Annotated in this window: 15 protein-coding genes and 2 pseudogenes; 11 read left to right on the top strand and 6 right to left on the bottom strand. The window is 71.1% G+C overall.

Features of this window, described 5'->3' with window-relative positions:
* Positions 1–131 precede the first annotated feature (131 nt).
* Both BLV72_RS09915 and BLV72_RS09910 read left to right on the top strand, forming a co-directional pair.
* Positions 132–1,514, top strand: coding sequence for a glycine--tRNA ligase (locus BLV72_RS09915; RefSeq protein ID WP_014060587.1), 1,383 nt, complete (start codon positions 132–134; stop codon positions 1,512–1,514).
* A 138-nt stretch (positions 1,515–1,652) separates the two neighbouring features.
* The gene (locus BLV72_RS09910; protein WP_228052951.1) at positions 1,653–1,946 is read left to right on the top strand and encodes a hypothetical protein; all 294 of its coding nucleotides are present in this window, start codon (positions 1,653–1,655) and stop codon (positions 1,944–1,946) included.
* 39 nt (positions 1,947–1,985) lie between these two features.
* On the opposite strand, the gene BLV72_RS09905 is transcribed toward BLV72_RS09910, so the two are convergent.
* From BLV72_RS09905 to BLV72_RS09895, 3 genes are all read right to left on the bottom strand, one after another.
* On the bottom strand, positions 1,986–2,576 hold the full coding sequence (locus BLV72_RS09905; RefSeq protein WP_093461645.1) for a TetR/AcrR family transcriptional regulator: 591 nt from the start codon (positions 2,574–2,576) through the stop codon (positions 1,986–1,988).
* 8 nt (positions 2,577–2,584) lie between these two features.
* A complete protein-coding gene (locus BLV72_RS09900; RefSeq protein ID WP_093461643.1) occupies positions 2,585–3,607 on the bottom strand; it encodes an aldo/keto reductase in 1,023 nt (340 codons plus the stop codon).
* A gap of 117 nt (positions 3,608–3,724) precedes the next feature.
* On the bottom strand, positions 3,725–5,254 hold the full coding sequence (locus tag BLV72_RS09895; protein ID WP_208905601.1) for an MFS transporter: 1,530 nt from the start codon (positions 5,252–5,254) through the stop codon (positions 3,725–3,727).
* 102 nt (positions 5,255–5,356) lie between these two features.
* Here BLV72_RS09895 and BLV72_RS09890 point away from each other — a divergent pair, with 102 nt between their 5' ends.
* Positions 5,357–6,316 (top strand): helix-turn-helix transcriptional regulator, encoded by a 960-nt coding sequence (locus tag BLV72_RS09890; protein WP_466064510.1) that lies wholly within the window; start codon positions 5,357–5,359, stop codon positions 6,314–6,316.
* Between the two features lie 359 nt (positions 6,317–6,675).
* On the opposite strand, the gene BLV72_RS09885 is transcribed toward BLV72_RS09890, so the two are convergent.
* Positions 6,676–8,166: an MFS transporter gene (locus BLV72_RS09885; RefSeq protein WP_093461642.1), complete on the bottom strand. Its 1,491-nt coding sequence runs from the start codon at positions 8,164–8,166 to the stop codon at positions 6,676–6,678.
* Positions 8,167–8,295: 129 nt separating this feature from the next.
* Between BLV72_RS09885 and dusB the strand changes: the two are divergent.
* From dusB to ppdK, 7 genes and pseudogenes are all read left to right on the top strand, one after another.
* Positions 8,296–9,515, top strand: a pseudogene (gene dusB / locus BLV72_RS09880) (tRNA dihydrouridine synthase DusB).
* 106 nt (positions 9,516–9,621) lie between these two features.
* Positions 9,622–10,872 (top strand): lipase family protein, encoded by a 1,251-nt coding sequence (locus BLV72_RS09875; RefSeq protein ID WP_093470274.1) that lies wholly within the window; start codon positions 9,622–9,624, stop codon positions 10,870–10,872.
* Positions 10,869–13,097, top strand: a complete 2,229-nt coding sequence (locus BLV72_RS09870) for a VMAP-C domain-containing protein (protein ID WP_093461640.1) — start codon at positions 10,869–10,871, stop codon at positions 13,095–13,097. The genes BLV72_RS09875 and BLV72_RS09870 overlap by 4 nt, the downstream gene beginning before the upstream one ends.
* Before the next feature lie 15 nt (positions 13,098–13,112).
* Complete coding sequence (locus tag BLV72_RS09865) at positions 13,113–14,072, top strand: AAA family ATPase (RefSeq protein ID WP_093461639.1); 960 nt, start codon at positions 13,113–13,115, stop codon at positions 14,070–14,072.
* Positions 14,072–16,348: pseudogene (locus BLV72_RS51030) on the top strand (SAV_2336 N-terminal domain-related protein); the annotation flags it as partial. The gene BLV72_RS09865 and the pseudogene BLV72_RS51030, both read left to right, overlap by 1 nt.
* Before the next feature lie 704 nt (positions 16,349–17,052).
* A complete protein-coding gene (locus tag BLV72_RS09855; RefSeq protein ID WP_167746334.1) occupies positions 17,053–17,568 on the top strand; it encodes a tetratricopeptide repeat protein in 516 nt (171 codons plus the stop codon).
* A gap of 637 nt (positions 17,569–18,205) precedes the next feature.
* Positions 18,206–20,932, top strand: a complete 2,727-nt coding sequence (gene ppdK / locus BLV72_RS09850) for a pyruvate, phosphate dikinase (protein WP_093461634.1) — start codon at positions 18,206–18,208, stop codon at positions 20,930–20,932.
* Positions 20,933–21,243: 311 nt separating this feature from the next.
* On the opposite strand, the gene BLV72_RS09840 is transcribed toward ppdK, so the two are convergent.
* Both BLV72_RS09840 and BLV72_RS09835 read right to left on the bottom strand, forming a co-directional pair.
* The gene (locus BLV72_RS09840; protein ID WP_093461631.1) at positions 21,244–21,843 is read right to left on the bottom strand and encodes a hypothetical protein; all 600 of its coding nucleotides are present in this window, start codon (positions 21,841–21,843) and stop codon (positions 21,244–21,246) included.
* Between the two features lie 101 nt (positions 21,844–21,944).
* Positions 21,945–23,141: a helix-turn-helix domain-containing protein gene (locus tag BLV72_RS09835; protein WP_093461630.1), complete on the bottom strand. Its 1,197-nt coding sequence runs from the start codon at positions 23,139–23,141 to the stop codon at positions 21,945–21,947.
* A gap of 553 nt (positions 23,142–23,694) precedes the next feature.
* Between BLV72_RS09835 and BLV72_RS09830 the strand changes: the two genes are divergently transcribed.
* The gene (locus BLV72_RS09830; protein WP_093461628.1) at positions 23,695–24,798 is read left to right on the top strand and encodes an ArsR/SmtB family transcription factor; all 1,104 of its coding nucleotides are present in this window, start codon (positions 23,695–23,697) and stop codon (positions 24,796–24,798) included.
* The last annotated feature ends 15 nt before the right edge of the window (positions 24,799–24,813 follow it).

The raw sequence follows: 24,813 nt of genomic DNA, 5'->3' as shown, positions 1-24,813 counted from the left end.
GATGGAAACGATTGTCAACAACTGTCCTCTTGTTGATCGCTTCGACTACCGATTTGATCCGGGGGGTGCCGCCGCCGGTAACCTGAAGCATTCGCTTCGTCGTCAATGTCGTCATCAATGAAGAGAGCACCGTGGCCGCCGACAAGATCGACACCATCGTCAGCCTCAGCAAGCGCCGTGGCTTCGTCTACCCGTGCAGCGAAATCTACGGCGGCCAGCGAGCCGCCTGGGACTACGGACCGCTCGGTGTGGAGCTGAAGGAGAACATCAAGCGGCAGTGGTGGCGTTCGATGGTCACCTCTCGTGACGACGTCGTCGGACTCGACTCGTCCGTGATCCTGGCCCGTGAGGTGTGGGAGGCGTCCGGCCACGTCGCCACCTTCACGGACCCGCTCACCGAGTGCACCTCCTGTCACAAGCGGTTCCGCGCGGACCACCTGGAGGAGGCGTACGAGGCCAAGCACGGCCGCCTCCCCGAGAACGGCCTGGCCGACGTGAACTGCCCGCACTGCGGCAACAAGGGCAGCTTCACCGAGCCCAAGCAGTTCTCCGGGCTGCTCGCCACCCACCTCGGCCCGACCCAGGACTCCGGCTCGATCGCGTATCTGCGCCCCGAGACCGCCCAGGGCATCTTCACCAACTTCCTCGCCGTCCAGCAGACCTCGCGCCGGAAGCCGCCGTTCGGTATCGCCCAGGTCGGCAAGTCGTTCCGCAACGAGATCACGCCGGGAAACTTCATCTTCCGTACGCGTGAATTCGAGCAGATGGAGATGGAGTTCTTCGTCAAGCCGGGCGAGGACGAGACGTGGCACGAGTACTGGATGGAGCAGCGCTGGAACTGGTACCGGGACCTCGGTCTCCAGGAGGCGAACATCCGGTGGTACGAGCACCCGAAGGAGAAGCTCTCCCACTACTCCAAGCGCACCGCTGACATCGAGTACCGCTTCAGCTTCGGCGGCTCGGAGTGGGGCGAGCTGGAGGGCCTGGCCAACCGCACCGACTTCGACCTGAAGGCGCACTCGGCCGCCTCCGGCCAGGACCTGTCGTACTTCGACCAGGAGGCCGGCGAGCGCTGGACCCCCTACGTCATCGAGCCGGCGGCGGGCGTGGGCCGCGCGATGCTGGCCTTCATGCTCGACGCGTACGTCGAGGACGAGGCGCCCAACGCCAAGGGCAAGATGGAGAAGCGCACCGTGATGCGGCTCGACCCGCGCCTGGCGCCGGTCAAGGTCGCGGTGCTGCCGCTGTCCCGCAACCCGCAGCTCTCGCCGAAGGCCAAGGGGCTCGCGGCGGACCTGCGCAAGCACTGGAACATCGAGTTCGACGACGCGGGCGCGATCGGCCGCCGCTACCGTCGCCAGGACGAGATCGGCACGCCCTTCTGCGTCACCGTGGACTTCGACACCCTCGACGACAACGCCGTGACCGTGCGTGAGCGCGACACGATGAAGCAGGAGCGGGTCTCCCTCGACCAGATCCAGTCCTACCTCGGCGGCCGCCTGATCGGCTGCTGACCTGGCCCGGGCCATCGCGCCCGGACCACGGGCACCGGATACATACCCGACGACGGGCTCCGGCGCCGCGGACGCCATGTCCGTGGCACCGGGGCCCGTCGGCTCGGCAGAACGGGGGGTTCACCAATCGTGCGAGGCGTGACACATCACATCACCGCCACCCGCGAGGACGGCACGGTCTTCGAGGTGAGCTACGGCTACGGTCCGGGGCAACGGCGGCTGCTCGGCTGCGAGCACTGCGACTGGCAGGAGCGGATCACCTCCGGCGGCGCCCGCCACAAGGGACTCGACCACCTTGCCCAGGCGCACGGAGCCCTCGGCTCGCCCCGAATGACCGCCGACGCGGCGGCGCGGCGGCAGGTCCTCCTGATCATGCTGGCCTGTTTCGCGGCGGCCGCGGTCATTCTGTGGTGGGCCGCCTCTCAGGGATGACCTGCCAGGGGTGACCGGCGGCCCTGTGCCCCCGGCGGTCTAGCGGGCTCGCAGGCCGTCGACGAGGAGTTCGCAGACGGCCGCGAAGGCCGGGTCCATGTCCGGGTCCGACCACCGGGGCGCGTAGACGGGGTCGTGGAATCGCGTCGTCGCGTCCCAGAGCGCGCGGGCCGTGGCGCGGGCGTCCCGCATGGTGAACTCGCCACTGGCGATGCCATTTTCGACGATCGTGGTGAGCTGGTCGAGCATCGTCTCGACATGGCGTGCCACGGTCTCGCTGTTCTCGGAGGCCAGCGCCAGGTACGTGGCGAAGAGCTCCGGATCGACGCCCGCCTTACGGCGCTTGGCGGCGAACAGGGTGAGCAGCCAGTTCTCCAGCCGCTCGGTCGCGGGGGTCTTGCCGCGGGCTATGCGGGACAGGGTGTCGTGCTCCTGGTCGAGCCACCGCGCGGTGACCGCCTCGCGCAGTGCCGTCTTCGAGCGGAAGTGGCGGTAGACGCTGCCGTGGCTGACCCCCAGCGCCCGGGCCACGTCCACCACCGTGGCCTTCGCGGGGCCGTAGCGGCGCAGCACGTCCTCGGTGGCTTCGAGGATGCGGGCGGGCGTCAGGGGGGTCTCGGACGGCGGCATCGGGTCCCTTACTTCTTCTCGCTGTCGAGGGTGGCCATCTGGGCCTCCGGGTAGCGGGTGCCCGCGGCGGCGTTCGCCGGCACGGCCTCCTCGACGGCGGCCATATCGTCGGCGTCGAGCGTAACGTCAAGCGCCCCCAGGGCCTCGGTCAGCTGGTCGCGGCGGCGGGATCCGATGAGCGGGACGATGGCGGTGGCGTGCCGGAGGCCCTGCGCCAGCACCCAGGCGATGGCGATCTGGGCGACGCTGACGCCCTTGCCGTCGGCGATCTTGCGGAGGGCTTCCACGAGGTCCAGGTTGCGGTCGAGGTTCTCGGCCCGGAACCGCGGGGCCACGCTGCGGAAGTCCTGTGCGTCGGTGGTGCGCTCGCGGCTCCAGTGGCCGCTGATCAGGCCGCGCGAGAGCACCCCGTACGGAGTGATCCCGATGCCCAGCTCACGGCAGACGGGCAGGATCTCGTCCTCGATGCCGCGCTCGAGCAGCGAGTACTCGATCTGCAGATCCGAGATCGGGGCGACGGCGGCGGCCCGCCGGATGGTCTCGGGGCCCACCTCCGAGAGGCCGATATGCCGTACGTGGCCCGCCTGTACGGCCTCGGCGATCGCCCCGACCGTCTCCTCGATCGGGACGGCCGGGTCGAGGCGGGCGATCCGGTAGATGTCGATGTGGTCGGTGCCCAGCCGCTGGAGCGAGTACGCGAGGAAGTTCTTGACGGCGGCGGGACGGCCGTCATGGCCCAGCCAGGCGCCGTCCGGGCCGCGCAGGGCGCCGAACTTCACGCTGGTCAGGGCGCGTTCGCGGTGGGCGGCGGGGGCGGTGCGCAGGGCCTCGTTGACGAGCAGTTCGTTGTGGCCCATGCCGTAGAAGTCGCCGGTGTCGAGCAGGGTGATCCCGGCGTCGAGCGCGGCGTGGAGGGTGGCGATGGACTCGGCGCGGTCGACGTGGGCGCCGTATCCGGGGGACATGCCCATACAGCCGAGGCCGATCGCGGAGACCTGGGGACCGGCGGTGCCGAGCTGACGTTTCTGCACGGGGGGTGCTCCTTGGGATAGCGAGGTGGGGGTGTTCCCAAGGAAAGCGTGGCATGTGCGATGACAGATTTCAATATCTGTCATCGCCTACCAGTCATCGTCCCCTCCCTGCGCCCCCTATGCCACCGCGCGCGGCAGGCGCAGGCTCAGCAGCAGGGTCAGGGCGATCGCCGCGAGCTGGGCCGCGAGCGTGATGACCAGCGCGTCACCCATGCCCATCGACGGCTCCAGGGACAGGAAGAGCGTGCCGAGCGTCGCCACGCCCAGCGCCAGCGCGGACTGCTGGGTGGTGACCATCACGCCGCTCCCGACCCCGGCCCGCTCGTTCGGCACATCGGCCAGCACGATCCGGATCAGCACCGGAAGCTGCAGCCCCTGCCCGAACCCGGCCAATGCGACCCCCGGCAGCAGCCCGGCCAGCGACAGACCCTGCCAGTCGCGCCATACGGCCACCATCAGCATCGCGATGCCCACGGCCTGGATCAGCCCGCCCGCGGTCACCACACGGCTGCCGTACCGGCCCACCAGGCGCGGACCCATCAGCGAGGCCACGAAGAACGTCGTGGCCATCGGCGCCAGCGCCAGTCCGGCCTCGACCGGCCCGTACCGCAGCCCCTGCTGCAGTGCGACCGCGATGACGAACATGAAGCCACCGAAGCCGATCGAGAACGGCACCACCATCGGCAGCCCGCGCCGCAGCCCGTTCAGCGCGAACAGGCTCGGCGGCAGCAGCGGTGTGCGTCCGGCCCGGTCGGCGCGCCGCTCCACGACGTAGAACGCGACGGCCACGAACGGGAACGCGCCCAGCGCCAGCCAGGTCCACAGCGGCCAGCCCGCGGCCCGCCCCTCGGTCAGCGGGACCATCAGCGTGATCAGCGACAGCGCGAGCAGCACGGTGCCCGGCACGTCCACCGGTGCGGGCCGGTTCGAACGGGTCTCGGGGACCGTACGGACCGCGAGGATCAGGCCGATCACCGCGACCGGCACATTGACCAGGAAGACCGCGCGCCACCCGGTGCCCGCGATGTCGGCGGCCACCAGCACACCGCCCAGGATCTGCCCCGCGACCATGGACAGACCGGCCGTCGCGCCGTACATGCTGAGCGCGCGGGCGCGGTGCGTCCCGCTGGTCGAGGAGTGGATCGTGGCCAGCACCTGGGGCAGCATCAGCGCGGCCGAGGCGCCCTGCGCCACCCGGGCGCCCACCAGGCTCCAGGCGTCCGGCGCGAGCCCGCAGGCAAGCGAGGTCAGCCCGAAGGCCGCCATCCCGGCGAGGAAGAGCCTGCGCCGTCCGAAGGTGTCGCCCAGCCGGCCGCCGAGGACCAGCAGCACCGCGTACGCCACGCCGTATCCGGCGACGACGAGCTCCAGTACGGCCGGACCGGCGTGGAGGTCGTGGTCCATGGTGGGCAGGGCCACGTTGACGATGAAGAAGTCGATCAGCGGCAGCGCCGCGCCCAGCAGCACGGTGAACAGCCCGAGGGGGCTCAGCGCGGGGCCGGAGGAGGTGTGGGTCGTCCGCCCGGTGGTCTTTCCGCCGGTGGTCTTCGTGCCTGCGGTCTTCGTGCCGGTGGTCTTCCCGGTCGTCTTCGCTGCGTCCGGGGCGGCGTTTCTCGTTCGTATCGTGGAAATCTGCGTTTCGGTCACGCTTACGAAGATCCTGGGTTGCTCAAGCTGGTACCAGAGTGTCTTTATCCTGGTACAAGAAGTACCTGGCAACCGGCTGAGCCCTTCAGGCACCCTGGAGCCATGACCACGATGGTGCAGGAAGCCACGGCCGGTGCCACGCCCGGTGCCACGGCCGGGAGCAGGAGTGCGGGGGCCGAGATACGACGGGGCGAGCTGGCCGCGTTCTTGCGGAGCCGGCGGGAGCGGATCACCCCTGAGCAGGTGGGGCTGCCCCGGGGCCGCCGTCGGCGCACCCCCGGTCTGCGCCGCGAGGAGGTCGCACAGCTCTCGACCGTCGGCGTGACCTGGTACACGTGGCTGGAGCAGGGCCGCGACATCCATGTCTCGGCGCAGGTCCTCGACGCCATCGCCCGTGCGCTGATCCTGGACCGCAGCGAGCGGGCCCATCTCTTCGCGCTCGCCGGGACCGTCGATCCGAGCCCGGCGAGCGAGTGCACGGGCGTTCCGCAGTCGCTGCGGCGCATGCTGGAGCAGTTGGAGCCGTTCCCCGCCTGCGTCCAGAACAGCCGCTTCGACCTGCTCGCCTACAACCGCACCTACCGGCTGATGATGTGCGACCTCGACAAGGTGCCGCCGGAGGACCGCAACTGCCTGTGGCTGGCCTTCACCCATGACGAGTGGCGTTCGAGCCTGGTGGACCGGGACGAGACGATCCGGCTCATGGCGGCCAAGTTCCGCGCCGTCATGGCCGAGCATGTCGCCGAGCCCGCCTGGAAGGCGATGGTGAAGCGGCTGGAGGACGCCTCGGCGGAGTTCCGGGAGATCTGGGCGCGGCATGAGGTGGTCCGGCCCGGCGACAAGATCAAGGTCTACCGCCAGTCGCAGGTCGGCATCCTCCGGCTGGCCTCCACGAGCCTGTGGACCGGCCCGAGGCAGGGCCCCAAGCTGCTCACCTACACCCCGGCGGACGCGGAGACGCATGAGCGCCTGGAGCGGCTGCATGCGCTGGCGCTCGCGGAGGGGGCCGGGGCGGGAGCGGACCCCGGGTCTACGGCGGAGGCCGCCCCGGCGGCAGTCTGACTCGCCGGGCCTCGGGCCCGCCGTGCTGCGGATCTTTCCCCTCCCCGCCCCTTCCCGTAACCAGGGGCTCCGCCCCTGGACCCCGTTTTCGGGGGCTCGGCTCCTGGACCCCCGTTTTCGGGGGCTCGGCCCCTAAACCCCGTTCGCTCCGCCCCTGGACCCCGTTGCCCGGGGCTCGGCCTCTGGGGCCCGTTCTCCGGGGCCCGCCCCTGGACCCCTCCGGGGCGTCCGGCCCGGGGGCTGGCGCGGAGCGCCACCACGCGGCGGAGCCGCATAGCGATGCCGCGGGAAGGGGCGGGGAGGGGAACAGCCCGCCGCAGGCGGCACCGTGCGCCGGACGCCCGCCCCCCTCGCGCCAACTACGCCTTCGCGTTCGCCGATGCCCGTCCCGCAGGCGCGCTCTCCTCGAGCAGCGCGGCCGCGCGCCGGGTCGTCTTCTCGGCCCAGCGGCCCGTGGTCACCATCCCCAGCAGCAGGATGACGGCACCGCATCCGGCGATGATCCACCAGGCCGGTCGGGCGGCGTCCACGAACGCGGCAGCGGCCGCGGGCGAGGCGGCGTGCCCCATCTGGCCCGCCGCCGCCGACGCGGCGCCCGCCGCCAGCACCGCGCCGATGACCGCGACGCCGAGCGACTGGCCCACCTGGCGGCTGGTGGAGGCCACGGCCGCGGCGACCCCGGCCTGGGAGCGGGGCATCCCGGAGACCGCCGTATTCGTGATGGGCGCGTTGACCATGCCGAAGCCGAGGCCGAACATCGCATAGCCGATCAGGAGTCCGAGATCGGTCGTCTGGACGTCGAAGACGGCGAACATCACCCCGCTGGCCGTTATGGCCACCCCTGCCACCAGCATCGACGGCCGGGGCCCGCGGGCGCCCACCAGCCGCCCGGACAGCGGCGCGCAGACGAAGCACATGAACGCCATGGGCAGCATCCACAGTCCGGCGTGGAGCGCGTCGAGCCCTCGCACGTCCTGCAGATAGAGCGTGTTCATGAAGAGATAGCCGCCGAGCGCCGCGAAGGCGCACACCGCGACCACCGTCGCCCCGCTGAATGGCGCGCTGTGGAAGAACCGCACATCGATCAGCGGTTCCTCACGCCGCAGCTCGTAGCGGATCAGCGCGAGGAGCCCCACGGCGGCGATGGCCGCGAAGGTCACGATCAGCGGCGAGTCCCAGCCGCGGTCCGGCGCCTCGATGATCGCGTACGTGATGGTGCCCAGCACCGCGACGACCAGTAGCTGGCCGACGGGGTCGGCCCGGCGCGGCTTGGGGGCACGCGACTCCGGTACGTAGCGGGCGGTGAGGAGCAGCGCCGCGATCCCGACCGGAAGGTTTATCCAGAAAATTGAGCGCCAGCCGACGGACTCCACCAGTACGCCGCCCACGATCGGCCCGGCGGCCATGCTGATGCCGACGACCCCGCCCCAGACTCCGATGGCGCGGGCCCGTTCCCTGGGCTCGGTGAAGACGTTGGTGATGATCGACATGGCGACGGGGTTCAGCATCGAACCGCCGATCGCCTGCACCATGCGGAAGATGACCAGCGTCTCCAGGTTGGGCGCGAGGCTGCACAGCCCCGACCCGAGGGTGAAGATCACCAGGCCGGTCTGGAAGGTGCGCTTGCGTCCCACCCGGTCGGCCGTCGACCCCGAGAGCATCAAAAGCGCGGCGAGGACCAGGGTGTACGCGTCGATCGTCCACTGCATCCCGGAGACGGAGGCGTGCAGATCGCTTCGGATCGAGGGCAGGGCGACGTTGAGGACGGTGTTGTCGAGGCTGACGAGCAGCAGGCTCATGCAGCAAATCGCCAGCACGAGCATGCGCCGCCGATGGCTGAGCTCACGCATGGTTGAACGCTACATCGATATCGCCGGTGCGGCGGTCATAACCGCCCCTGTCGGTCCCCGTGGCGGGTGCGGGAGAATAAGAGATCGGCCCGTCCTCTCCACCGTAGTACGCACAAGGAAGCTGACCCCATGACGCAGACGCCGCAGCCGCCGCAGACTCCGCATCAGCCGCGGGCGCGGCTGCGGATCGGACCGCATATGGTCCAGCCGCCGGTCGTGCTCGCACCGATGGCCGGGATCACCAACGCTCCGTTCCGCACTCTGTGCCGGGAGTTCTCGGGGGTAGGGGGCTGTTCGTCAGCGAGATGATCACCACCCGGGCGCTGGTGGAGCGGGACGCCAAGACGATGCGGCTGATCCACTTCGACGGCAGCGAGAAGCCGCGCTCCATCCAGCTCTACGGGGTGGACCCGATGACCGTGGGCAAGGCCGTCCAGATGATCGTGGACGAGGATCTCGCCGACCATATCGACCTCAACTTCGGCTGTCCGGTGCCCAAGGTGACCCGTAAGGGCGGCGGCTCTGCGCTTCCGTACAAGCGGCATCTGCTGCGCTCGATCCTGCGCGAGGCCGTGACCGCCGCGGGCCCGCTGCCGGTCACCATGAAGATGCGCAAGGGCATCGACGACGACCACATCACCTTTCTCGACGCGGGCCGGATCGCGGTCGAGGAGGGCGTGACCGCGATCGCCCTGCACGGCCGCACCGCGGCCCAGCACTACGGCGGCACCGCCGACTGGGACGCGATCGCCCGCCTGAAGGAGGCCGTCCCGGAGATCCCGGTGCTGGGCAACGGCGACATCTGGTCCGCCGACGACGCGGTCCGGATGATGCGCCAGACGGGCTGTGACGGCGTGGTCGTGGGGCGCGGCTGTCTCGGGCGGCCCTGGCTCTTCGGCGACCTGGTGGCCGCGTTCGAGCCCGGCCGGGAGGGGGCGGTGGACGGCTCCGAGGCGCCGGTGTCCGGCTCCGAGGCGCCCGGCTACGCGCGGCCGACGCTCAAGGAGGTCGCGGCCGTGATGCGCCGCCACGCCGAGCTGCTCGCCGAGTGGCTGGAGGACGAGGAGCGCGGCGTGATCGACTTCCGTAAGCATGTCGCCTGGTACACCAAGGGCTTCTCGGTCGGCTCGGAGATGCGCAAGCGGCTGGCGATCACCTCGTCCCTCGCCGAGCTGGACGCCCTGCTGGCCGAGCTGGACCTGGACCAGGAGTGGCCCACCGGCGCCGACGGCCCGCGCGGCCGCACCTCGGGCCGCAACCGCGTGGTGCTGCCCGACGGCTGGCTGGACGACCCGTACGACTGCGCGGGGATCGGCGCGGACGCGGAGCTGGACACCTCCGGCGGCTGAACCCCGTCAAACAGCAGCACAGCAGTCCCGGGGTCACACGGGGGCATCACGGGATAAAGTGATGGGCTCGTGGTCGCGGTGGGATCTGGACGATCTGGGGGGATCGGTGACAAGCGTCGTCTTCGTCCACGGCACGGGGGTCCGGGCCAAGTCGTACGAGAAGAGCTTCGCGCGGGTCGTGAGCGGCCTGGGGCGGGTGAGAGCCGATATCCGGGTCGTCCGCTGCCTCTGGGGCGAGCACCATGGAGCGTCGCTGGGGCTCGGCGGGGTGTCGATCCCGGTGCGGGCCAAGAGCCGCGGCGCCGGCGGTGATGAGCTGCTGGACGAGGACGATCCGCTGGCCGTATGGGCGCTGCTGGAGGTGGATCCGCTCGCCGAGCTGCGGGAGTTCACGGAGGCGGCGCACGACGACGGCGAGGAGACGGGCTTCGCGCCAGGCCGCGTCGACCCCTGGGAGGCCGTCGCCGACAAGGTGCGCGGGCTGACGCTGGAGCCGGTGGCGGCCGACACCGCGACGAACGGTGAGAGCTTGGCGCACCTCATCGCGGATCTCGCGCCGCATCTCGACGAGGCCGCCGACCGCGTGGCCGACGAGATCTCCGACGGCCTGGGCGGCGCCTCGCCCGTCGACGGCATCGAGGCGATCGTGGCCCGGGCCGTGTACGCCCTGGCCGTCCAGCGGGCCGAGGGACCGTACGGCGACGATGAGCCGCTCGCGGTGGACGGTGCCGACCGGGACACCGTCGTCGGCGCGCTCACTGATCAGCTCGGCGGCACCGACCGGGGAGGATTCGTCGTCGGCGCCGCGAAGACCGTAGCCGTACGGGCGCTCAACTCCTCTCTCTCGCCGCTGTCTTCGCTGGCCCACACGTTCCGTGGCGGCATCACCAAGAAGTCCGTCCCGGCCAGTGGCGACATCCTCCGCTACCAGGTGCGCGGCGCCGGGGTGCGGGCCGCGATCCGGGAGGCGGTGCGCGATGCGATCGCGGCAGGGGGCGGCCCGGTGGTGCTGCTCGCCCACAGCCTCGGCGGTATCGCCTGTGTCGATCTGCTCGCCGAGCCCGATCCGCCCGCCGGGGTGGACCTGCTGGTGACGGTCGGCTCGCAGGCGCCGTTCCTCTACGAGCTGGACGCGCTCACCGCGCTGCGCCGCGGCGAGCCGCTGCCCGGCGGCTTCCCCCGCTGGATCAACGTCTACGACGAGCAGGATCTGCTCGGTTTCGTCGGGGAGAAGGTCTTCCCCGACCGGGTCACCGATCTGCGCGTCAACACTCGCCAGCCCTTCCCGCGCGCCCACACCTCGTACTTCGCCCACCAGCGGCTGTACGAACTGCTGGCCCCGGAGCTGCCGAAGTGACAGCGGAGGAGCACGACTGGAGCCGCACCCACGCGGTGATCGTGGCCGTCGAGCAGTACCGGGGCAGCGACAGCTGGACCCTCGACGGCCCGGTGAACGACGCGCTCGGGATGCGCGCGTGGCTGACCGGGCTGGGCGTGCCGCCGGAGAACATCCGCCTGCTGGCCTCGCCCACGGAAGAGAACAAGGCCGCTGTGGAAGCGGTGGAGCCCGGCTACCGTCCGGCGGACGGCCCCACCATCCGTGAGGTCTTCATGGACGAGCTGCGGTCCCTCGACGGGGACTGGCTGTGGATCTACTGGGCGGGGCACGGTGTGCAGGCCCCGGGAGGCCGCTGGAGCCTGCTGTATCCGGAGACGCGGGACCGGGACATGCGGGGTCTCGACGCGCTGAACCTGATGTCGCTGCTGCGCACCGAGCATCTGCCGAAGCGCGGTGTGGGCCGGGTCACCGTGGTCATCGACGCCTGCTGGCAGGCCCTTCCCCTCCGCACCCACACGATGGTCGCCAAACCGGACGAGCTCACCACGAAGCCGGAGATCAACCGTGCCCGCGACATCTACTGGATGCGCGCCTGCCGGCCCGGGGCGGTGTCCAAGAATCAGCAAGGCGCCGGTCTCTTCAGCTCCGTGCTGTTACGGCAGCTCCAGGCGGACTCCATCGGCGGCGCGGCGCCGGACCTCGACCGCGTATGGCAGGGAGTCCGGGACGAGTTCACGCGGCTGGGCGAGGTTGAGGGCCTGACGCAGTTCCCGACCGTACACATCAGCAGGGGAGACGGGGACGGTGAGGGCATCCCGCTCGGCCCGCCCCCACCGCCGTTGGACGAGCGGCAGCGGCGGGAGCGCGGCAAGCTGATCCACGCGGTCGGCGCGCTGCTGGGGTCGGAGCCCGGTCGCGCGGCGGACGTCGCCGTCCGGCTGTGCGAGCAGTTCACCACCGCCGAGCCCGCCACGACGCCTCCCTCGGCCGAGGAACTGGTCGACTGGGCGCTGGAGAACCCGCACGGCACCATCACCCTCCTCGCCGAGCTGAGCGCCCACGCCCCGGTCCGCACCGAGATCCGCAAGGCCTGTCATGTCCTGCAGGGTCAGTGGCTGACCCGCGCCGAGTACACGGAACTGGTCGCGCTGCTGGGGCGGCTGGACGAGCGGGGCCGGTACGACGTCGCCGAGGAGGCCCGCGCACTGTTCGGCCTCGTCGATCTGTCGTTCCACGATCCGGCCCTGCTCGCCGATGCGCTCGAGGAGGTGCTTCCCAAACCGGACCAGCTTCCCCAACTGCTCAGGGTCGTGGAGCGCTTCGCGGCCGTCGAGGACGGGGCGGTCGCGGCCGATCTGCGCGCCTGGTCGCTGCGGTGCGCCGAACGGCTGGGACTGAAGGGCCAGCTGAAGGAGCGGCGCGGCGAGGCGAAGGAGTACGCCGAGAGCGTCAAGGCCGCCGGTCTCGCCCAGGACCGGGGGGCACCTCCCAGCGATAGCTGGGGGAGCATCCAGATCCGGCTCCACCCTTCCCATGGCCCCGGACAGCGGCGTGCGTACGAGGTGTGGACGCGGCGCGGCGAGGACGTCCACTCCCTGGCCAAGGTGGACACCCCCGCCTCCCTGGAGGAAATACAACGCGGCATCGATGACCTCCTGAGCAGACATGCCCGCACGCGTGACACCCTCGTGGAGTTCTTTGTGGACCCCACCGACCTCGAACTGGCCGTGCACCGCTGGCAGCTCGACGCCGAGGGGCCCCTGGAGCGCTCGCTCGGCACGGACTACCCCGTCGTGGTGCGCTGCACCGAACTCCGGGACAACCAGCGGCACGTCTGGAAGCGGCGGTGGGAGAAGGTCGACTCGGCGGGGACCGAGGATCTGGAGTGGCTGCCCGATCACCTGGACACCTTCAAGCAGGTTCACGGCGTCCTCCAGGGACAGGAGGACGCGCCGGGCGTGGTGCTGACCACCCCCTTACGGGCCCGGTCGGACGTTTTCAACGCCTGCCTGTTCGACGGAGTGCCCGTCCTCATATGGCATGGCGAGGCGGAGGCCGCCGCCGCACGGGCCGAGTTGACGGCCCTGCTCGGCACCGAACGGCTGCGGTCCCTGCCCCAGCATCTGCGCAAACTCCGGTCGGCGAGCGAGGCCGACGAGAGCCACCACGGCCGCCATATGGCGCTGCTGTGGGACGATCCGCACCGCCCGCTCCCCGACCAACTCGACCTGTCCGCACCCTGAGGAGAGACGAAGAAGATGGCACAGGACTGGAGGCTCTTCCAGGGTGGCGACACCGAGCCCCATGCGGTGGAGACCTGGCCCACCGCCCCGCCGTGGCGGCGTTTCGGCGAGGATGCGCGGCGCCGGGACGAGGAGCGGCCGCTGCCGTATCTGATCTCCGACGAGGACCGCGACGTCGTCAACATGGCGCTGCATCTGCACCGCCCGCTGCTGGTCACCGGCCGCCCCGGCACCGGAAAGTCGACCCTGGCCCACGCCATCGCCCGCGAGCTCAAGCTGGGCGAGGTGCTGCACTGGCCGGTCAACAGCCGCTCCACGCTCACCGAGGGCCTCTACTCGTACGACGCGGTGGGCCGACTGCGTGAAGCCTCCCTCAAGCGGCGCGCCGACGAGACCGCCGCATCCGAACCGGACATCGGCGACTATCTGCGGCTCGGCCCACTCGGCACCGCGCTCCTCCCGGTGGACAAGCCACGGGTTCTGCTCGTGGACGAGCTCGACAAGGGCGATGTGGACCTGCCCAATGACCTCCTTACGGTCTTCGAGGAGGGTGAGTTCGAGATTCCGGAGCTGGCCCGCCTGGGGGAGGACAAGGCGATCCAGGTGCAGATCTCCGGGTCCCGGAAGAAGGTCGGTATCCCCGGCGGCTGGGTCAGCTGCCGCGTCTTCCCCGTCGTCGTCATCACCAGCAACGGCGAGCGGGAGTTCCCCCCGGCGTTTCTGCGCCGCTGCGTCCGGCTCGACCTCAAGCAGCCCGATGAGCGGCAGCTCCAGAGAATCGTCACCATGCATCTGGGCGAGGAGATCGGCGCCCGGGCCCAGGAGCTGATCGCCGACTTCGTGTCCCGGCGCAACGAGCGGGAGCTGGCCACCGATCAGCTCCTCAACGCGGTCCGGCTGCGGTCCTCCGGGGTGCGGGTCGACCAGGACGTCCTCGACAAGCTGTTCCGCTCACTGAACGAAGTCGACGCGTAATGATCGAGCGGCTGTGCGCCCTGCTGGAGGACGCGGGCGTCGAGCTCTCCGAGGAGGAGCTGCGCGACGTCCTGTGGTTCGCCGCGACCACGTCCCCGGCGCGGAGTGCGGAGGGGGAACCCACGCCGTCCCCGGGGTCCACCGGTCCCGCCTCCGGCGCGGCCGACCGGGAGGACGACGGGAAGGGCGACCAGCGGCAGCCCGCCGGGCCACCCACCGAAGGCGAACCCGAGCCCGGCGCCCTCGCCCCCGCCGGGCTTTACGCCCCCGGCGCCGTGCGCCCCGCCGCGGCCCGCCCGGCGCGCGCCATCGGCGTCCGGGGCGTCCGGGCGCTTCCCGCGGCGCGCGGGCTCTCCCGCGCGCTGCGGCCGCTGCGGCGGAGCGTGCCGTCCCGCACGTCCTTCTGCGTGGATGAGACCGCCACCGCCGAGTGGATCGCCGAAACCGGTCTGCCGGACGTGGTGCTGCGCCCCCGCCCGGAGCGCTGGCTGAGCGTCGCGCTCATCGTGGACGACGGCCCGTCGATGGTCCTGTGGCAGCAGCTCGCCGCCGAGGTGCGCGGACTGCTGGAGCGGCAGGGCGCCTTCCGCTCCGTACGGACCTACGGCCTGGACAGCGCCCAGGACGCCGCACCGGTGCTCAGGGCCCGCCCGTACGCCCCCGGCGCCCCGCGCCGCACCGCGCGCCAGCTCACCGACACCTCCGGCCGCACCGTGATGCTGGTCCTCTCCGACGGGGTGGGCCCGGGGTGGCGCAGCGGCGCGATTCCGCGGCTGCTGCGCCGCTGGGCCCGCCACTCGCCGGTGGCGGTCCTCCAGCCGCTGCCCGCGCGGATGTGGCCGGAGCGCGGAATGCCCACCCAGCGGCTGCTGGTCGACGCCGGCGGCCGCGAGGGCAGCCCGGGCCGCGCGCTGTCCGTGCGCCATCCGGTGCTGCCGCGCGGCCTGGTGTCGTACGACGGCAAGACACCCGTGCCCGTGCTGGAGCTGGCCGAGGGCGAGCTGGGCACCTGGGCGGCGCTCACCGGTACGGGCGGCAGCGGCGCGCCACTGCCGGTCATGCTGCTCGACGGCGCGGAGAAGCCGGTGGCCGCGCGGGCCACGGCCCATGTCCCCGAGCCGACGGCCGAGGAGCGGCTGCGCCGCTTCCGGGGCGCAGCCTCGCCCGAGGCCCAGCGCCTGGCCGGGGCGCTGGCCACCGTCCATCCGCTGACGCTGCCGGTGATGCGGCTGATCCACCAGGCGGGCGCGGACCGCGGGGAGCGGTTCCATCCGGCGCAGCTGGCCGAGGTGTTCCTGGGCGGGCTGCTGCGGAGGCGGGAGGGCGGCGCGGAGGAGTACGAGTTCCATCCGGGGGTCGCGGATCTGCTGCTGGACGCGGTCAGGACGTCGGACGCGCTGGAGACGGCGGCGCAGGTCACCGAGTTCCTGCTGCACCGCCAGGGCAGCGGCCCCGACTTCCGCGCCCGGCTCTCCGGCGACCACGGGGACTCCCGCGTCGCCGAGGAGGCCCGCCCGTTCGCGGCGGCGTCCCCGGAGCTGCTGTCGCGGCTTGGACTGCTGGAGGAGGACTCGGACGATCCGGCGCCGCCGCCTCAGGTGCCCGAACGGCAGCCGGTGCCACCGGCCACTGCCTTCCCGCCCCGCTCCTACACATCCGAGCAGGTCCAGCCGGCGGTGATGGCGGTGGTGCGGCGGATCGCGGAGGATGACGGGCTGCCGAAGTCGGTGCGTGACTACGTCGACAAGATGCTGGCCGAAGCCGACGAGCGCAACGAAGAAACCGGCTGGCGGGGGGTGCGGACCCTGCCCGACCTGGCCGAGCAGCTCGTCGACGCCGGATGGGCGGAGCACGTGGCCGAACTGCGGGAGATGGCGCGGGAGCAGATCGAGGGGCTCCGGTCCCGGGACGACCTCGAATCCCGCAACCTCCGTGGGCATCTGGCGATCACCCTGAACAAGCTCGGGGAGCACGACGAGGCGGAGCGCGAGCTGCGTGCGGTGGTCGCGATCTCGGGGAGGGTGCACGGCGCGGAGGACGCCTACACGCTCTTCGCCCGCGGCTACCTGGTCGACCTGCTGAGCGACGCCGGGCGCGCGGACGCGGCGGAGGAGGAGTGCCGCACGCTGATCGAGGCGTGGGAGCGGCGGGACGACGACTCCCGGTCGAATGTCGAGGCCAAGCACTTCAGGCGCGGGCGTCTGCTGCTGGACCTCGGGCGGGTGGAGGAGGCCGAGGAGGAACTCCGGGTCTCGCTGGCCATGGCGCGGGAACTGCACGGGCCCACGAACCACGAGACCGTCAACGCACGCGCCTGGCTGACCACCGCGCTACGGCGGCAGAACCGGCTCGACGAGGCGGAGGCCGAGATGCGGGCGGCGGCCGAGGACTGCGCCGCGGAAGCGGAGTCGGAGGTGGACCCGGCTCTGCTGACGGCGCTCTTCACGCTCGGCGACATCCTGAACCTCAGGCAGCGCCACGAAGAGGCGGAGTCGCTGTGGCACGACCTGGTCGACAGGACGTCCGCGGCCCTGAGCCCCACCCACTGGCGGGTGCGCCGGGCGCGCCGCAACCGCGTCGACCGCCTGCGCAGCCTGCGGCGGTACGCCGAGGCGGAGTCCGAGGCCGACGCGCTGGTGGCGGAGACGTTCGCCTCCGTCGGGGAGCGGCACCAGGAGTCGTTCACCGCCCTGCGGATACGAGCGCTGGTCCTGGACGATCGGGGGCGGCACGACGAGGCGCAGGCGGTCTACCGCGACCTGCTGGAACGGCAGACCGCCGTGCTGGGGGCGAGCATCCCAGCGCCCTCGCCACCCGGCACCATCTGGCGGTCAGCATGGGGATGGCCGGGCGGCACGAGGAGGCGCTGGAGGCCCACACCCAGGTGCTCCAGGACCGGATCCGCATCCTGGGACCGGACGCGCAGGCGACGCTGGTGGAGCGCTACAGCCGCGCAGGGGTCCTGTCGTACCTGGGACGCGTGGAGGAGGCCGAGCAGGAGTACCGCCTGACCATGGAGGGGGAGGCCCGGGTGCTGGGGCCGGACGACCCGAGTGCCCTGCTGACCCTGGTCCAACTGGCCGCTCTGCTGCGTGACCAGAAGCGCTATGAGGAGTCGGAATCCTTGTACCGCCGGGTGGTCGAGGGGCGCACGCGGTCCATGGGAGCCGAGGCCAGGAACACCCTGGCCGCCCGGCACAGCCTGGGCAATGTGCTCAACAAGATGGGCCGGTTCGCGGAGGCCGAGACGGAGATCCGGGAAACGCTCACGGCCCGGCAGCGCGTCCTGGGACCGGAGCGTGCCAACACCCTGTGGACCCGCTTCAACCTCGGCACCACGCTCAAGGGCCTCGGCCGCCTCGACGAGGCCGAGGCCGAGTGGCGGACCGTGCTGGAGATCGCCGAGCGCGTCCTGGGCGAGGAGCACAACTGCACCGTGAAGACCCGCGAGGCCCTGGCCGGGCTGCGGGGGTCGGAGGACGATCAGACGTCCTGATGGGAACGGTCAGGCGTCCTGACGGGGGATTTGGCCGCCGCCCCCGTTCGGGCGGTGAGCGGGGCTTCCCGTTCCCGCCGGGCGCGCCGTGGCGAAATATGGCGCGATCCGATCGCTCTGCCGGCCCTCAGCACGCGCCCGGCACCGCTCGCCAGTTCGGTCGGCGGGGGCCGTGCGCTGGCTGGGGGCTCGGCCACCCCTCTCGGCGTGTCGCTCGTTTGAGCAGCACCCCTCTCGTTGTATCCAAAAGGCGAGACAATGGGCTCTGACAAGGCGTGATTCTCGCCACTCTGATCGGGGCATCGCTCATATGAGCAGTGATCGAGGGGTGATCCGGCGGTCCCCCGCTGTGCTCACCTCTCCAATGCGTGGCACTCAGTGCCACCCACTTGATGTTCGACACCTCGAACCAACGGTTACGTATAGTGAAATTCCAAGCGTCCGTCACGGGCGGAGGGTGGGTGTGTGTTCGAGGCTTGAAGGCACTTCAAGCGAGCCTCGATCGGGCGCCGCACTTTCGAACACGTGGCAGGCGGGTGGTTACGGCCGTATGACGGTGGAGTGGACCTGCTCAGGGGCCTTTGATCTGGGTACGCTCCCCGCCGTCAGGGCAGCCGAGCCGAGGAGATCGAGTCCCGTGCCGGAAACACAAGATCAGCAGAAGTTCGTTTACGACTTCACCGAGGGCAACAAGGATCTCAAAGACCTGCTCGGCGGTAAGGGAGCCAATCTCGCCGAGATGACGAATCTCGGTCTCCCCGTGCCACCGGGCTTCACCATCACCACCGAGGCATGCAAGGTCTACCTCGACAGCGGTGAGGAACCCGCGGCCCTGCGCGACGAGGTGAGTGCGCACCTCGACGCCCTCGAAGCGAAGATGGGCAAGAAACTCGGCCAGGCGGACGACCCCCTCCTCGTATCCGTACGCTCCGGTGCCAAGTTCTCGATGCCCGGCATGATGGACACCGTCCTCAACATCGGCCTCTCGGACCAGTCCGTGGCCGGGCTCGCCGCGCAGGCGGGTGACGACCGGTTCGCCTGGGACTCCTACCGGCGCCTCATCCAGATGTTCGGCAAAACCGTGCTCGGCGTGGACGGCGACCTCTTCGAGGAGGCCATCGAGGACGCCAAGCAGGCCAAGGGCGTCACCGTGGACGTGGACCTCGACGCCGCGGACCTGAAGAAGCTGGTCGGCGAGTTCAAGAACATCGTCGCCAAGGAGACCGGCCGGGGCTTCCCGCAGGAGCCGCGCGAGCAGATGGACCTCGCCGTACGGGCCGTGTTCGACTCCTGGAACGGCGACCGCGCCAAGCTCTACCGCCGCCAGGAGCGCATTCCCCACGACCTCGGCACCGCGGTCAACATCTGCTCCATGGTCTTCGGCAACCTCGGCCCCGACTCGGGCACCGGTGTCGCCTTCACCCGCGACCCGGCCAGCGGCCACCAGGGCGTCTACGGCGACTACCTGCAGAACGCCCAGGGCGAGGACGTGGTCGCGGGCATCCGCAACACCGTCCCGCTGGCCGACCTCGAGCGGATCGACCAGCAGTCCTACGACCAGCTCATGCAGATCATGGAAACCCTCGAAACGCACTACAAGGACTTGTGCGACATCGAGTTCACCATCGAGCGCGGCAAGCTGTGGATGCTGCAGACCCGGGTCGGCAAGCGCACCGCCGGGGCCGCCTTCCGCATCGCCACCCAGCTCGTCGACCAGGGGCTGATCGACGAGGCCGAGGCGCTGCGCCGGGTCACCGGGGCGCAGCTCGCCCAGCTGATGTTCCCGCGCTTCGACGACGAGGTGGCCTCCGGCGACACCGTCCAGAAGATCGGGCGGGGCATCGCCGCGTCCCCGGGCGCCGCCGTCGGCAAGGCCGTCTTCGACTCGTACACCGCCGTCAAGTGGTCGCGCTCGGGCGAGAAGGTCATCCTGATCCGCCGGGAGACCAACCCCGACGACCTCGACGGCATGATCGCCGCGGAGGGCATCCTGACCTCGCGGGGCGGCAAGACCTCACACGCCGCCGTCGTCGCCCGCGGCATGGGCAAGACCTGTGTGTGCGGCGCCGAGGAGCTCGAAGTCGACACCAAGCGGCGCCGGATGACGGTGCCCGGCCGGGACGGCAAGGACGGCATCGTCATCGAGGAGGGCGACGTCGTCTCGATCGACGGCTCCTCCGGCAAGGTCTACCTCGGCGAGGTCCCGGTGGTGCCCTCGCCGGTCGTGGAGTACTTCGAGGGCCGCATGCACGCGGGCGCCGACGACGCGGACGAGCTGGTCGGCGCGGTGCACCGGATCATGGCGTACGCGGACCGGGTGCGCCGGCTGCGCGTACGGGCCAACGCGGACAACGCCGAGGACGCCGCCCGCGCCCGGCGGTTCGGCGCCCAGGGCATCGGGCTGTGCCGCACCGAGCACATGTTCCTCGGCGAGCGGCGCGAGATGGTCGAGCGGCTGATCCTCGCCCACACCGACGAGGAGCGGGACACGGCGCTCGCCGGGCTGCTGCCCCTGCAGCGGGACGACTTCGTGGAGCTCTTCGAGGCGATGGACGGGCTGCCCGTCACCGTCCGGCTGCTCGACCCGCCGCTGCACGAGTTCCTGCCCGACATCACCGAGCTGTCGGTGCGCGTCGCGCTCGCCGAGTCCCGCAAGGACCACAACGAGAACGACCTGCGGCTGCTGCAGGCCGTGCACCGGCTCCACGAGCAGAACCCGATGCTGGGCCTGCGCGGCGTACGGCTCGGCCTGGTCATCCCCGGCCTGTTCGCCATGCAGGTACGGGCCATCGCCGAGGCCGCCGCCGAGCGCTCCAACGCCAAGGCCGACCCGCGGGCCGAGATCATGATTCCGCTGGTCGGCACGGTCCAGGAGCTGGAGATCGTCCGCGAGGAGGCCGAGCGGGTCATCGCCGAGGTCGAGCAGGCCCGCGGCGTCGACCTCAAGCTCACCCTCGGCACCATGATCGAGCTGCCGCGCGCCGCGCTGACCGCCGCCCAGATCGCCGAGTCCGCCGACTTCTTCTCCTTCGGCACCAACGACCTGACCCAGACGGTCTGGGGCTTCTCCCGCGACGACGTCGAGGCCAGCTTCTTCACCGCCTACCTGGAGAAGGGCATCTTCGGCGTCAGCCCGTTCGAGACCATCGACAAGGACGGCGTCGGCGCCCTCGTCCGCGACGCCGCCCAGGCCGGCCGCGCCACCCGCCCCGACCTCAAGCTGGGCGTCTGCGGCGAGCACGGCGGCGACCCCGAGTCCGTCCACTTCTTCCACGAGGTGGGCCTGGACTACGTCTCCTGCTCCCCGTTCCGCATCCCCGTGGCCCGCCTGGAGGCCGGCCGAGCGGCGGCGAACGGCCGGTAGAGCCATCAGCCGATAAGGCCACCGGAGCCGGCGCCGGGAAACACCCACCCTCATCCCCGGCAGCGGCTCCGGATCGCAAAGGGGGCGGCACCTTGTGCGGAGGTGCCGCCCCCTCTTTTGCCTGTTGGCGGTGGTTCACATGGCTTCTGCTGACCGGGCTTGTCGCGTGGCTGTCTCGTAGGCGTGTAGCAGTCGCTCGCCGGTTTGGCATTCGGCGCCGGGTGTGCGGCAGGCCGGGCAGCCTGCGGCGTGTTCGATGGCGGCGCGCCAGGGTTCGTCGGAGAACGGGTTGGTGGTCTGCCCGGCGGCTGTCATCGGGTTCTGCCCTGGTCGAGGGCTCGGCGCATGGCGGCGGCTTGGGTTACCGCGTCGCGTGGGCAGTCCCGGGCGTGGGTGGGGCAGGCGTAGATGGTCGCGCCGGCGACGCTGCCGCTGTGTTCCATGGTTACCGGGACCGGTTCGTCGGTGGGTAACTGGCAGCGGTAGCAGAGTTGGCGGCCTTCTGGGACGGGGCCGAGTACGTCGGTGATGGCCTGGCGCAGGGCGGGGGCCAGGTGGTCGGGGTCGGTGAGATACCGGTCGCGGCCGAGCGGGATCCGCCAGTACGTTTGGTGCTCGGGCCCCCATGTGGCGGGCGGTACGCCCAGGAGGGTGCTTTCGTCGGCGAGTTCGGTGAGGACGCGGATCTGGCGCAGGCACCAGCTTCGGGCGGTGCCGGTGCCGATCAGCCAGTAGGACTTGCCGTAGGTGTCGTCCTGGATCACCGCGCCCGAGTCCCGCCGGAGCAGCTCCAGTGCGCGGTCCGCGGCGGCGGTGGGCGCGGAGACGGCGTCCCACCATCTGCCCACCGGTAACGGCTCGATGTCCTCGGTGTTCGGCGGTGTCCACGGCAGGGTTCTGGGCGTCGTCATGGTCGGCTCCGTGCACGGTCTGTGTTCTGACCGTCACATCGTGCCGAGCTAGCGGGCGTCACGTTGCACTGAACTGTGCAACGTGGCGGCGATTGTCCGCGCTACAGGCCGATCCAGTCGGCGAACTCGGCAAGCTCGCTGCCGCGCGACCGCTCACGTGACCGCAGGGCGATGACCGCCTCGCGGGTCGTGGGGTGGTAGCGCGTCTGCTGCGGTGCCGTCCGGCGCGCCTTCTGCAGGCAGCCGAGTGCCTGCGCCGAATCGCCGGTCCATACGTTGGCCCTGCTCAGGTCCAGCCAGTGATGCCCTGCCCGGGACCGGTCCCAGCGCTTGGGGAACCGTACGTCGTCCGCCAGTTGGACCGCCTGGTCGTACTCCTCCAGGTCGCAGGCGATGGCGATGGCATGGACCCCGACGTTCGTCAGACCCCAGCCCACGCCGTAGGCCGCGGTCTCGCCGGTCTGTTCCGCCAGTTCGCGGGCTTCGGTTACGCGGGCCTCGACCTGGTCGGCGTCCTTCATGCGGCCGGCGATCACGGCCGCCCGGAGCTGGAGGACACCAGCCATCGCGGCGAGACCCTCCGCACTCCGTGAATCTTGACCCTCCAGGTCCCGGAGGGTGCTGTCCACGATGCGCATGCCCAGGTCGTATCGGCTGGACGAGAGGGTGGTCTGCGCGCGCAGGTACCCGTACATGGCGGCAAGGCCCGGTTCGTCGGCGCGTGGCGCCGCCCAGTCCAGCCGTTGCAGGGCGACGGTGGCCAGGTCCACGTAGCCGAAGGACCAGGCCAGCGTGAAGACGCACCGGAACGCCCAGGCCAAGCATTCATGGGCCTGCCGCCGCTGCTCGCCGCTGGTGGTGTGTATGGCCTGCACGCATTCGTCGATGAGCGCTGGGAGGTCGACGGCCATGGGCAGGTACTCGGCCTGCCGCCGCTGCACCAGGACCTTCTCCATGTCGGCGCGGATGAGCGCGACCGGGCGGGCCGGGACCTGCCAGTCGAGGGGGATGTCCCAGTTCTCCATGCTGACCCGGATGGGCTGTATGACCTCGTCGAGCCGCTCGCGCCGAAGCTCCTGGGTGTACGGCTGGCCGAGGAGGTCCGAGGTGGTCACGCTGAGCGCGCGTGCGCAGGCCGCGATGAGTGAGGGCGAGGCGGGACGCTGGCCGCACTCGACCTTCGACAGCAGGGACTTCGAGACGTTGGCGCGCATGGCCAGGCCTTGCTGGGTCAGGCCGCGTTCGCGGCGGGTGCGAGCGATGCGTGCGCCGGTGTGTTCCTCGATGCTCTGCGGCATGGTGAACTCCGTTCTGGCCTCGACACTCAGAACGGTACCCGCGACCCGCTCCGCCGGTATCGCCGATCGGCCCCCATTTCGGTGAGGGCCGTCGCGCCTCCTTGACGCGACGGAGACGGCGCGGGCGGGGGCCGCCCGTCACCAGCGTCCCCGCAGAGCGCAGCGTCCCGTACGGCGCGGCGTCAGCGCGAGCGCGGAACTTAAAGGGGGCGGCACCTGTGCGGAGGTGCCGCCCCCTCTCACTCCCCCCACGGGAGCTGTTGCCGCGCGCATCGGCTACGTGCGGCAACACAAGTGCCCAGTCGCCGTAACGTACTCGTCACCCCCCACGGGAACGAGCAAACTGGCTCTGAGCACCGCCTGTTGAATTCCGGACGGCCCCTGGGAGTGTTTACCGGCGGCCCCCGGTTTTCCTGGGGAACAGTTTTCCTCTTCCGGCGCCCGCGCTGCTCCCCGTTTCACATCTGGCCAAAAGGGCGTGGTGACTGACCGTGCCAGCGTGCATACTCATCGGTGATCGGGGGGCGGTCGTAATGTCACGTGTGGGGGTCTGGTGCTCCGTGTTCATTTCAGTGAACTCGATCTGGCCCGGCTGCGGATGGCGGTCCGACCGGACGCGCTCTGGGAAACCGTTTTAAGTTTCCATCGCCTGCGGGAGAACCGGGCGGAGTCCGTATACGGGAAATGGCGTTCGGAGGCGCGAAACCGACTCAACGGCGAAGCGCGGCTGCTCGCGCCGCTCATTCCCTCGCGCGGCTATTTCCCGGACTTCCTAACCCCCGCCGAAGGGGTAATCGGTTGCGACGCCGCGATGTCCGCGCTGCGCGCCACCCCGGGGGAGCGACTGAACGCGGAGCTCGCCGGGCTGCCGGCGGCCCGGGCGCTTCCGGGGTGGATACGGGATCTGGGAGAGGGTGAACGAAAGCCGCTGGACCGGCTGATCGGCACGTTACGCGCTTACCACCAGGCCGCCGTCGCGCCCTACTGGCCGCATATACAGGCCCGGATCGAGGCCGACCGGGTGGCCCGGGGCCGGGCCCTGCTGGACGGGGGCGCCGATGGGTTGCTGGCCTCGCTGCCGGCGACGATGCGGTGGCGGGCGCCCGTGCTGGAGGTCGACTATCCGGTGGACCGCGATCTGCGGCTGCGCGGGCGGGGGTTGCTGCTGCTGCCGTCGTTCTTCTGCCGGGGGACGCCGGTGACGTTCCGGAACCCGGATCTGACGCCCGTACTGGTCTACCCCGTCGAACACGCCCCGTGCGGCCTTCCGCTCCGTCCGGGGCAGCGGCCCGCCCTCGCGCCCGGGGCCGGGGCCGGGGCGGCATCCGCGTCCGGGGTCGGGCCCGCCCGGACGCTCGGCAAGCTGGTCGGGCAGACCCGTTCGGCGGTGCTGCTGGAGGTCGGCGGCGGCTGTACGACCAGTGAACTCGCCCGCCGGGTCGGCGTATCGCTGGCCTCGGCCAGTCAGCACGCCAGTGTGCTGCGCGAGGCGGGCCTGGTGCACACCCTGCGCCAGGGCAGCGCCGTCCTGCACACGCTGACGCCGCTGGGCGCGGCGCTGCTGCGCGGCGGGGCGCCCGGAGAGCGCGTCTTCGGCTCACCGGCGCAGCTCCCGCCGGTCGCCGCGAGCGGGCGGGGGCCGTCCGGGCGCGGATGAGGCGTTTCGGCCCGG

The organism is Streptomyces melanosporofaciens (genome assembly GCF_900105695.1).
GTDB classification, from domain to species: domain Bacteria; phylum Actinomycetota; class Actinomycetes; order Streptomycetales; family Streptomycetaceae; genus Streptomyces; species Streptomyces antimycoticus.
Note: the sequence above shows the minus strand (reverse complement) of the source record. Positions and strands in the feature narration are given on the sequence as shown.